The following is a 10,719-nucleotide window of genomic DNA, read 5'->3' as shown; positions in this document are numbered from 1 at the left end:
CAGCCCGCGGTGCGCAGGCGCGCGAGCGTGGCGCGATTGGCGTTGGGCAGTCGCTCGGCCTTCACCTGCGCGAAGTGCAACTCGCCGAGCGGGCGCGTGGCGTCGATGCTGCGCAGCGCGCCGCGTGTGAGGCCTTGTGCATCGGCGCGCACGAGGTGCAGGCCGCCCGCGCGGTCGGCGACGATGAACACATCGGCCGCACCCGCATCGAGCACGAAGAGCGCGCCGCCGTCGAGCGTGCCGTTGGCGCTGGCCGTCACGCCCGCACCATCGCGCGCGCCGGCCACGGCCTCGGCGATGGCCACGCCGGCGATGCATTCGCCCGCGGCCAGTCGCGGCAGCCATTCATCCTGTTGTGCGGCACTGCCGGCTTCGCGCAGCGCGAGCGGTGCGAGCACGGCGGTGCCGAGAAAGGGCGTGGGCGCGACATGGCGACCCAGTTCTTCGGCGGCCAGCGCGGCGTCGAGCAGCGAGAGGCCGAGACCGCCGAAGGCTTCGGGTACGAGCAGGGCCGGCACGCCGACCTCGCACAGCGTGCGCCAGACCTCGCGGTCCAGCGGCAGGTCGTCGGCCGCGACGCGGCGCACGCGATCGAGCGGACAGGCGCGTTCGAGGGCGCGGCGCAGGCTGTCCTGCAGCAGCTTCTGGTCGGCGGAGAGGGCGAATTCCATGGCGTGCTTTCTTCCAGCCGATCAGGCGAGACGCGGTTCGCGCGGCATGTCCAGCCCGCGTTCCGCGATGATGTTTTTCTGGATCTGCGCGGTGCCGCCGCCGATGATCAACCCCAGGTCGAACATGTAGCGCTCCTGCCAGAGCGCCTGCGCGCGCAGGTGCGCGCTGCCGGGCATCAGCAGGCCCAGTTCGCCCAGCGCGTCGATGGCGAGTGCGGCCAGCTGGTGGCGCAGCTCGCAGCCCTGCAGCTTCACGACCAGCGCGGCCAGGCCCGGGTCTTCGCCGTTGGCCGCGGCCGTGAGCAGCCGCAGGCCGTGGCACTTCTGCGCCAGCACCTGGCCCTGCAGCCGCATCAGGCGGTCGCGCAGCACGGGCTGGTCGATGAGGCGCGATCCGTCGACCGTTTCGGCCTGCATCAGCGTGGCGAGTTCCTGGTAGCGCTGGGTCGTGAGGTTGGGGTTGCCGAGCGAGCCGCGCTCATGCTTGAGCGTGGCGTTGGCCACCTTCCAGCCCTCGCCGCGCTGGCCCACGATCTGGTGCTGCGGCACGCGCACGTCGGTGAAGAAGACCTCGTTGAACTCGGCGTGGCCGGTCATGGTCTTCAGCGGGCGCACCTCGATGCCGGGCGTCTTCATCGAGAACAGCAGGTAGCTGATGCCCGCGTGCTTCGCGGCGCCGAGCTCGGTGCGCACGAGGCAGAAGATCATGTCGGCCACGTGCGCGGTCGAGGTCCAGATCTTCTGGCCGTTGATGACGAAGTCGCCACCGTCTTCCGTGGCGCGCGTCTGCAGCGAGGCCAGGTCGGAGCCAGCGCCGGGCTCGGAGTAGCCCTGGCACCAGACCACCTCGCCGCGCAGCGTGGGGCCGATCCACTCGCGCCGCTGCGCCTCGGTGCCCAGCTCGAGCAGGGTGGGCACCAGCATCGAGATGCCCTGGTTGCCCAGCGGCGGCGCCGCGCCGGCGCGCGCGAACTCTTCGGTGATGAGGTGCGCCTCCATCACGTCGGGCGCGGCACCGTGGCCCCCGTACTCACGCGGCACCGTGCGGCCCGCATAACCGTGGTCCAGCAGCAAACGCTGCCACGCAAGCGCGTCGGCGTCGGGGCGTTCGGCGGTGCGCGCGAAGGCCGAGCGGTGGCCGTGCGTGGCGAGGAACGCGCGCAACTCGTCGCGAAAGGCTTCGTAGCGGGGATTGAGCGTGAGGTCCATGCGGTGCTTGCCTTCGGTGCCCGCCGCGTTGCGCGGCGGTGCGTGTTGTCTCCGTGTCGAGGCTCATGCTAGGGGCAACCCTCGGGCGCTCTCAATCGTCCGTTCCGACGATGTGACGCGCCGGAGGCGCTGCCTACCATCCAGCCCGAACGCCGCACGAGGTCCGACGCAGACCGATACGGGGCCGGTGAAAGCCCGGTGAGAGAGCCGCGGCCGGCAGCTTCTTTTTCACAAGAACGACGGAGACAACACCATGACACGTTCCCTCTTTTCCGCCCGCCCCGGCGCGCGCCGCCGCCTGCTCGGCGCAGGCCTTGCAGCCACGCTCGGTTTGACTGTCGCCTTCACGGCGCAGGCCCAGAAGCGCTACGACCCGGGCGCGAGCGACACCGAAATCAAGATCGGCCACATCGTTCCGTACTCGGGCCCGGTCTCCGCCTACGGCACCATCGGCAAGGCGGCGGCCGGTTACTTCGCCAAGCTCAATGCCGAAGGCGGCATCAACGGCCGCAAGGTCACGTTCATCTCGCTGGACGACGCCTACAACCCCTCGAAGACGGTGGAGCAGGCGCGCAAGCTGGTGGAACAAGACGAGGTGCTGGTGCTCTTCGGCCCGCTGGGCACGGCGCACAACCTGGCGATCCAGCGCTACATGAATGCGAAGAAGGTGCCGCAGCTGTTCGTGGCCACGGGCGCCACGCGCTTCGGCGACCCGAAGGCCTTTCCCTGGACCATGGGCTGGCAGCCCACGTACCAGACCGAAGGCAAGATCTACGCGCAGCACATCCTGAGCACGAAGCCCAACGCGAAGATCGCCGTGCTCATGCAGAACGACGACTTCGGCAAGGATTTTCTCAAGGGCTTCCTCGAAGCGCTCGGCGACAAGGCCAAGACGATGATCGTGGCGCAGTCGACCTACGAGGTGACCGACCCGACCATCGACAGCCAGATGGTCAACCTGAAGGCCTCGGGCGCCGACACCTTCTTCAGCATCACCACGCCGAAGTTCGCGGCGCAGGCGATCCGCAAGGCGGCCGACATCGGCTGGAAGCCCACGCAGTACCTGTCGAGCGTGTCGGTGTCGGTGTCGGCGGTGATCAAGCCGGCCGGCCCCGAGAACGCGGTGGGCGTGATCTCGGCCACCTACCTGCGCGACCCGGCCGACGACATGTGGAAGGGCTCCAAGGAGTACGAGGACTACAAGACCTGGTTCAGCAAGTACTACCCCTCGGGCGACCTGAGCGATTCGCTCAACGTGCTGGGCTACTCATCGGCGCAGACGCTGGAGCAGGTGCTGCGCAAGGCGGGCGACGACCTCACGCGCGCCAACATCATGAAGGTGGCCGCCAACCTGCAGTACAGCCCGCCGATGCTCTACCCGGGCATCGAGGTGAAGACCTCGCCGACCGACTTCTACCCGATCGAGCGCATGCAGCTGGTGCGTTTCAACGGCACGCGCTACGAGCCCTTCGGCAAGGTGCTCGGCGACTGATCGATTGATTGATCGCCTCGTTCCTGGTGTCTCCCTTTTCGTTTTTTCCACTGAAGCTTCCATGACCTCCATCGTTCGACTGGCCGCCGCCCTGGGTGGCGCGGCCCTCCTGTTCACCGCCGGCGCGGCCCTTGCGCAGAAGAAGTACGACACCGGCGCATCCGACACCGAGATCAAGCTCGGCATGGCCATGCCCTACAGCGGCCCCGTGTCGTCGTACGGCATCGTCGGCAAGGTCAACGAGGCGTACTTCAAGATGGTGAACGACAAGGGCGGCATCAATGGCCGCAAGGTCACGCTCATCAGCTACGACGACCAGTACACGCCGCCACGCACCACCGAGGTGGTGCGCAAGCTGGTCGAGCAGGACGAAGTGCTCGCCGTGTACGGCAACCTGGGCTCGGCCTCCAATGCCGCGATCCAGCGCTACATGAACGCCAAGAAGGTGCCGCACCTGTTCCTGGGCGTGGGCGCCGACCGCTTCAACGACCCCAAGACCTACCCCTGGACCACGCCCTACATGCCCAGCTACGAGGGCGAGGGCAGCCTCTACGCGAAGAACATCCTGAAGACGATGCCGAACGCGAAGATCGCCGTGCTCTACCAGAACGACGACTTCGGCAAGGACCTGCTCAAGGGCCTGAAGAAGGGCCTGGGCGACAAGGCCTCGATGGTGGTGGCCGAGGCCTCGTTCGAGGTGGCCGACCCGACGGTCGATTCGCAGATCATCAAGCTGCAGTCGTCGGGTGCCGATGTGTTCGTCAACTTCGCCACCGCGCGCTTTGCCGCACAGGCCATCCGCAAGGCCTGGGACATCAACTGGAAGCCCAGGCAGCAGTACCTCACCTACGTGTCGGCCTACGTGAAGATGACGCTGGAGCCCGCGGGCCTGGAGAAGTCGAAGGGCATCATGGCCATGGCCTTCTTCAAGGACGCCGCGCAGCCGCGCTGGGCCAACGACCCGGCCACGCAGGAGTTCCTGGCCTTCATGAAAAAGTACGCACCGAACGAAGACGTGAACAACGCCGCCGGCGTGTACGGCTACGGCGTGGCGCAGGCCATGGAAACCGTGCTCAAGGCCTCGGGCGACAAGCTCACGCGCGAGAACCTCCTCAAGCAGGCCACCACGCTGAAGAACATGCGCACCGGCATGCTGCTGCCGGGCATTGCGCTGAACACCTCGGCCACCGACTACTTTCCGTTCCATACGCTGCAGCTGGTGCAGTTCAACGGCAAGGAGTTCGAGCCCATGGGTGATTCGATCGCCGTGAAGTAGCCTTCCGACGCAGGCTCACAAAGAAACCAACAGGAGACACACCATGTTCGGACTGATGCAGGACCGCCCGCTGCTGATCTCGTCGCTGATCGATCACGCGGCCACCTTCCACCCCCACGTCGAGATCGTCGGTCGCACCGTCGAAGGTCCGGTGCACCGCACCAACTACCGCGAGGTGCAGCGGCGCTCCAAGCAGGTGGCCAACGCGATGAAGGCGCTGGGCGTGGCGCCCGGCGACCGCGTGGGCACGCTGGCGTGGAACACCTACCGGCACCTGGCGCTGTACTACGGCGTGTCGGGTTCGGGCGCGGTGCTGCACACGGTGAACCCGCGGCTCTTTCCGGAGCAGATCGACTACATCGTCAACCACGCCGAAGACAAGGTGCTGTTCTTCGACACCAGCTTCGCGCCGCTGGTCGAGAAGCTCGCGCCGAAGCTCAAGAGCGTGCGCGCCTTCGTCGCCATGACCGACCGCGCGCACATGCCGAGCATCGACGTGCCCAACCTGCTGTGCTACGACGAGCTCATCGGTGCGCAGAGCGAGGACTACACCTGGCCCGAGTTCGACGAGCGCACCGCCTCGTCGCTTTGCTACACCTCGGGCACCACGGGCAACCCCAAGGGCGTGCTGTATTCGCACCGCTCCACCGTGCTGCATTCGCTGATGGAATGCGCGCCCGACACCTTCGGCGTGTGCTCGCAGATGACGCTGATGCTCGCCGTGCCCATGTTCCACGCCAACGCCTGGGGCATGCCGTACTCGGCGGCGATGGTGGGCGCCAAGCTCGTCATGCCTGGCCCGCACATGGACGGCCAGAGCCTGTACGAACTCATGCGCGACGAGAAGGTGAGCTTCTCGCAGGCGGTGCCCACCGTGTGGCTGATGCTGTTCCAGTACTTCGATGCGCACCCCGAAATCGACACCCGCGCCATCGGCCTGAAGCGCATCGGCGTGGGCGGCGCCGCCACGCCGCGCGCCATGATCGAACGCTTCGAGCGCGACTTCAACGCCGACTTCGTGCAAGGCTGGGGCATGACCGAGACCAGCCCCATCGGCGTGATCGGCAACCTGCTGCCCAAGCACCTCGCGCTCCCGAAAGAAGAGCAGACGACCGTCAAGATGCGCCAGGGCCGCGGCGTGTGGGGCGTGGAGCTCAAGATCGTCGACGAGAACGGCCAGCGCCTGCCGCACGACGGCGTGGCCTTCGGCCACCTGCATGTGCGCGGTCCGTGGATTGCGAGCGGTTACTTCCGCAGCGAAGGCGGCGACGTGCTCGACGCCGAGGGCTTCTTCCCGACCGGCGACGTGGCCAACATCGATGCCGACGGCTACGTGCAGCTGGTCGACCGCGCAAAAGACGTGATCAAGTCGGGCGGCGAGTGGATCTCGTCGATCGATCTGGAGAACGCCGCCAGCGCGCACCCGGCCGTGGCCGAGGCCGCGGTGATCGGCATCGCGCATCCGAAGTGGCAGGAACGGCCGTTGCTCATCGTGGTGAAGCGCGCGGGCGCACAGGTCACGGGCGAGGAACTGCTCACTTTTCTTTCGCAGCGCGTGGCCAAGTGGTGGCTGCCCGACGACGTGGCTTTCGTCGACAGCCTGCCGCATACAGCCACCGGCAAGCTGCTGAAGACCAAGTTGCGCGAGCAGTTCAAGGGCTACATCGCGGCCAAGTCAGTCTGATGACAGTTGTTCGTTCTTTCTGTGCATAACTCTGTGGGTTGCCTGAGGAGGCGGACCCGCAGAGCGAGCATTGACGGGGCTTCGCACCACGTTGCTCACTGATTGAGCAGGCCGGGATTTCGCCCGGCACTATTTACCCACCGCGGTCCTTTTTCCAAGGCCCTTGCGAGTCGTCGACTTGCAAGGGCCTTTGTGCTTTGTACGGAGTCCGGGGGGCTTTGTTCACAGTTTCGACCTGTGCCTATCTCCGGGAGGAGTGCTTTCGGACTCGTCCGATGGATGTATCGGGACCGTCTTCCTAAAGTCATCGGTTAACAAAACCGTTGATCGAGTCGCGTGCATTTCGCGTGCTTGTCCGGTCCCCATTACTTTCTCCCGCACTAGGAAATCACATGGCAACGAAGAAGAAGACGAAGGTCGTCGTCAACAGCAACGGCAAGAACATCGATCACACGGTGGAAGCGGCAGCGAACGGCAAGGCGCCGCTCAAGATCAAGGTAGGCAAGGGTGCCAAGTACCTGCTCAAGGGCGAAGACGGCTTTGCACCGGAGAACGTGACCCTCACGCGCGTGGGTGCGGACCTGCAGGTCACGCTCGAGGGCGAGAGCAGCCCCAGCCTGGTGCTCGAGGGCTACTACGCGCAGTCCGAGCCCGTGGGCCTGTACGGCGTGGCCGAAGACGGCCAGCTGTATGCCTACGCGCGCACCGATGCGGCCGGCGACATCTACACCTTGTCCGAAGGCCAGTCCGCGCCCGTGGCGCTGGGCGGCGATTCGTTCGGCTCGGGTGTGTCGTACCTGGCAGGCACCGAAGCCGGCGGCGACAGCGACTTCTTCGGCGGCATGTTCCCCCTGCTGATGACCGGCGGCCTGGCGGCCCTGGGCCTGGGTGCGATCGCCGCGGCCAGCGGCAGCGACGGCGATTCCGCGCCGCCCAGCCTGCCCCCCGTGGCGCCGCCCGTGGTTCAACCGCCCGGCAAGCCCGGCTTCGACGGCATCGGCGGTGCGCATGACAACGTGGGCCTCGTGCAAGGTCCGATCGAGCGCGGCGGCAAGACCGACGACACCCGCCCCGACTTCCATGGCACCGGCACGCCCGGCAACACCGTCACCGTGTATGACAACGGCAAGCCCATCGGCAAGGTCGTCGTGGACGGCAGCGGCGCATGGAACTTCACGCCTTCCAAGGACCTGGGCGACGGCCAGCATTCCATCACCATCACCGAGAGCGATGCGGGCGGGCGCGAAAGCGTGCCTTCGGACCCGTTCGAGTTCGGCGTCGACACCATCCCGCCGGCCCAGCCCGGCTGGAACGGCGAAGGCCCCAACGCCGTCATCGATGACGTCGGCACCATCACCGGCAGCGTGCCCCCGGGCGGCGCCACCGACGACCCGCGCCCCGAGTTCAACGGCCAGGGCACCCCGGGCAGCACCATCATCGTGCAGGACAAGGGCAAGGAAATCGGCACCGTCGTAGTGAACGACAACGGCCAGTGGACCTTCACGCCGCCCAAGGACCTGGGCGAGGGCGACCACTCCATCACCATCATCGAGCGAGACCCCGTGGGCAACCAGAGCAAACCTTCCAACCCCTTCGAATTCGACGTGGACACCATCGCGCCCGAGAAGCCCACGCTGGGCGGCGTCATCGACAACATGGGCGACATCCGGGGCCCCATCGCCCCGGGCGGCGTCACCGACGACCGCCAGCCTGAATTCCACGGCCAGGGCACGCCCGGCGACACCATCATCGTCAAGGACAAGGGCACCGTCGTCGGCACCGCCGACGTGGGCGACGACGGCAAGTGGACCTTCATTCCGTCCACCGACCTGGGCGAAGGCGACCACTCGATCACCATCGTCGAGCGCGACCCCGCGGGCAACGAGAGCCCGCCCTCCGACCCCTTCGACTTCGTGATCGACGTGACCACGCCGAACGCCAGCCTGCTGTCGGTCACGGGCGTGTTCGACGACGTAGGCGAAAAGCAGGGCAACGTGGCCTCGGGCGGCACGACCGACGACGCACGTCCGCTGCTCAGCGGCACCAGCACCGGCACGCCCGGCCACACCGTCACCGTGTGGGTCAGGAACAGCACCGGCGACCACAACCTGGGCCAGGCCGTCATCGGAGAAGGCGGTGCCTGGACGCTGCAGGTCAGCTCGCCGCTGGCTGCCGGCAAGAACACCTTCATGCTCGTCGAGCAGGACGCTGCGGGCAACTCGACCGCGCTGACCGGCCGCTACGACGTGTTCGTGGACACGGGCCGCCCCGAAGTGCCCGTGATCCAGAACGTCAAGGACGACGTGGGCGTCGTGCACATGCTGCAGAAGGGCGAAGTGACCAACGACGCCAAGCCGACCATCATCGGCACCGCGCAGGCCGGCACCACCGTCAAGGTCTACGACAACGGCACCTTCCTGGGCCAGACCGTGGCCGACGCCATCGGCAACTGGAGCTTCACGCCTGAAACCAACCTGGCCAACGGCAAGCACGACATCACGGCCACGGCCACCAACCCGGTGGGCCAGACCAGCGACCCGACCGGCATCTGGAACTTCGTGGTGGACGCCACGCCGCCGGGCAAGGCCACCGACTTCGAAGTCACCGACGACGTCGGCGGCTCGGTGGGCAAGCTCACCGAAGGCATGACCACCGACGACGACCGCCCGACCTTCAGCGGCAAGGCCGAGCCGGGCGCCACCGTGAACGTGTACGACAACGGTGTGAAGATCGGCGAAGCCATCGCCGGCGGCAACGGCAGCTGGACGTTCACGCCCGACACGCCGCTGGCCAGCGGCAAGCACGCCTTCACCACCGAAGTGGTCGATGCGGCCGGCAACAGCAGCGGCCAGGGCGAGCCGCTGAACGTGATCGTGGACGCCATTCCCGGCGTCGTGACCCTCGACAGGCTGGTGGACGACCAGGGCGCCGTCAAGGGCACCATCGCGGCCAACGGCAGCACCGACGACACCCGCCCCGAGATCCAGGGCACGGGCAAGGTCGGCAGCACCATCAAGGTGTACGACGGCGCGACCCTGCTGGGCCAGACCGTGGTCAAGCCCGATGGCACGTGGAGCTTCACGCCCACGGCCGACCTGAGCGAAGGCGCACACGCCATCACCGTCACCGCCACGAACCTGGCGGGCAACGTGAGCGATCCCACGCCTGCGGTGAACTTCACCATCGACACGATCACCCCCACCGCACCGACCATCGGCGCGGTGAGCGACGACGTGGGCGCCGTGCAGGGCGCGCTGACCAACGGCGGCACCACCGACGACCCGTCGCCGACGTTGTCGGGCAAGGCCGAGGCCGGCACCACCGTCAAGATCTACGACAACGGCGTGGAGCTGGGCGAGGTCACGGCCGATGCCCAGGGCAACTGGAGCTACACCCCGACCTCGCCGCTGGCCGAGGGCGAGCACAAGTTCACCGTGACTTCGACCGACAAGGCGGGCAACACCAGCCAGCCTTCGGCTGAGTTCGTGCTGACCACCGACTACACGCCACCTGACGCCAGCAAGCTGAGCATCTCGGGTGTGCATGACGACGTGGGCGCCGTGGTGGGCAACGTGGCTCCGGGCGCGACCACCGACGACAGCCGTCCGCTGATCAGCGGCACGGGCACGGCGGGCAACACGATCATCGTGACGGTCAAGGACGGCAATGGCAGCTACAAGCTGCAGCCCGTGACCGTGGGCGAGGACGGCACCTGGTCGGTGCAGGTGGACACGCCATTGCTGTCGGGCGTGAACGAGTTCACAGCCACCGAGCAGGACCTGGCGGGCAATTCGATTCTCAGCGCACCGTACGCCATCGACATGGCGGGGGATCCTCCGCTGCCGCCCGTGATCCAGAACGTGCAGGACGACGTGGGCGCAGTGCACATGCTGCAGAAGGGCGAAGTCACCGACGACGCCAAGCCGACCATCATCGGCACGGCGCAAGCCGGCACCACCGTCAAGATCTACGACAACGGCACCTTCCTGGGCCAGACCGTGGCCGACGCCACGGGCAAGTGGAGCTACACGCCGGGTGCCAACCTGGCCGACGGCAAGCACGACATCACCGCCACGGCCACGAACGTCGTGGGCCAGACGAGTGACGCGACCGGCATCTGGAACTTCTCGGTCGACACCAAGGCCCCGGGCCAGGTCACCGGCCTGGAGGTTCTCGATGACGTGGGCCCCGTGCAAGAGCCGCTCAAGAGCGGCGACACCACCGACGACAACAAGCCTGAGTTCAAGGGCCAGGCAGAGCCGGGCGCGACCGTGAACCTGTACGACGGCGACACGCTGATCGGCACCGACGTGGCCGACGAGAACGGCAACTGGAGCATCACGCCGACCAACCCGCTGATCGACGGCGATCACCTGCTCTCGACCGA

General features: G+C 67.1%; 6 protein-coding genes. 4 read left to right on the top strand and 2 right to left on the bottom strand.

The features are described from left to right. Positions 1-671: acyl-CoA dehydrogenase family protein (locus AAG801_RS36270; protein WP_341892778.1), on the bottom strand; the 671-nt coding region annotated here is incomplete at its 3' end. A gap of 21 nt (positions 672-692) precedes the next feature. Further along, entirely contained in the window at positions 693-1,880 is a 1,188-nt protein-coding gene (locus AAG801_RS36265) for an acyl-CoA dehydrogenase family protein (RefSeq protein ID WP_341892777.1), read from the bottom strand. Positions 1,881-2,133: 253 nt separating this feature from the next. On the opposite strand from AAG801_RS36265, the gene AAG801_RS36260 reads away from it, so the two are divergent. From AAG801_RS36260 to AAG801_RS36245, 4 genes are all read left to right on the top strand, one after another. Next, on the top strand, positions 2,134-3,372 hold the full coding sequence (locus tag AAG801_RS36260) for an ABC transporter substrate-binding protein (protein ID WP_341892776.1): 1,239 nt from the start codon (positions 2,134-2,136) through the stop codon (positions 3,370-3,372). Between the two features lie 61 nt (positions 3,373-3,433). Continuing rightward, positions 3,434-4,648, top strand: a complete 1,215-nt coding sequence (locus tag AAG801_RS36255) for an ABC transporter substrate-binding protein (protein ID WP_341892775.1) — start codon at positions 3,434-3,436, stop codon at positions 4,646-4,648. A gap of 43 nt (positions 4,649-4,691) precedes the next feature. Further along, entirely contained in the window at positions 4,692-6,332 is a 1,641-nt protein-coding gene (locus tag AAG801_RS36250; protein WP_341892774.1) for a 3-(methylthio)propionyl-CoA ligase, read from the top strand. 392 nt (positions 6,333-6,724) lie between these two features. Next, positions 6,725-10,719 (top strand): Ig-like domain-containing protein (locus AAG801_RS36245; protein ID WP_341892773.1); only part of this gene is annotated, 3,995 nt, incomplete at its 3' end.

Source organism: Variovorax sp. YR752 (genome assembly GCF_943372545.1).
Note: the sequence above shows the minus strand (reverse complement) of the source record. Positions and strands in the feature narration are given on the sequence as shown.

Excerpts from the sequence above, each read along its gene's own strand:
- AAG801_RS36265 (WP_341892777.1), bottom strand. The coding sequence starts at position 1,880 with ATGGACCTCACGCTCAATCCCCGCTACGAAGCCTTTCGCGACGAGTTG.
- AAG801_RS36260 (WP_341892776.1), top strand. The coding sequence starts at position 2,134 with ATGACACGTTCCCTCTTTTCCGCCCGCCCCGGCGCGCGCCGCCGCCTG.
- AAG801_RS36255 (WP_341892775.1), top strand. The coding sequence starts at position 3,434 with ATGACCTCCATCGTTCGACTGGCCGCCGCCCTGGGTGGCGCGGCCCTC.
- AAG801_RS36250 (WP_341892774.1), top strand. The coding sequence starts at position 4,692 with ATGTTCGGACTGATGCAGGACCGCCCGCTGCTGATCTCGTCGCTGATC.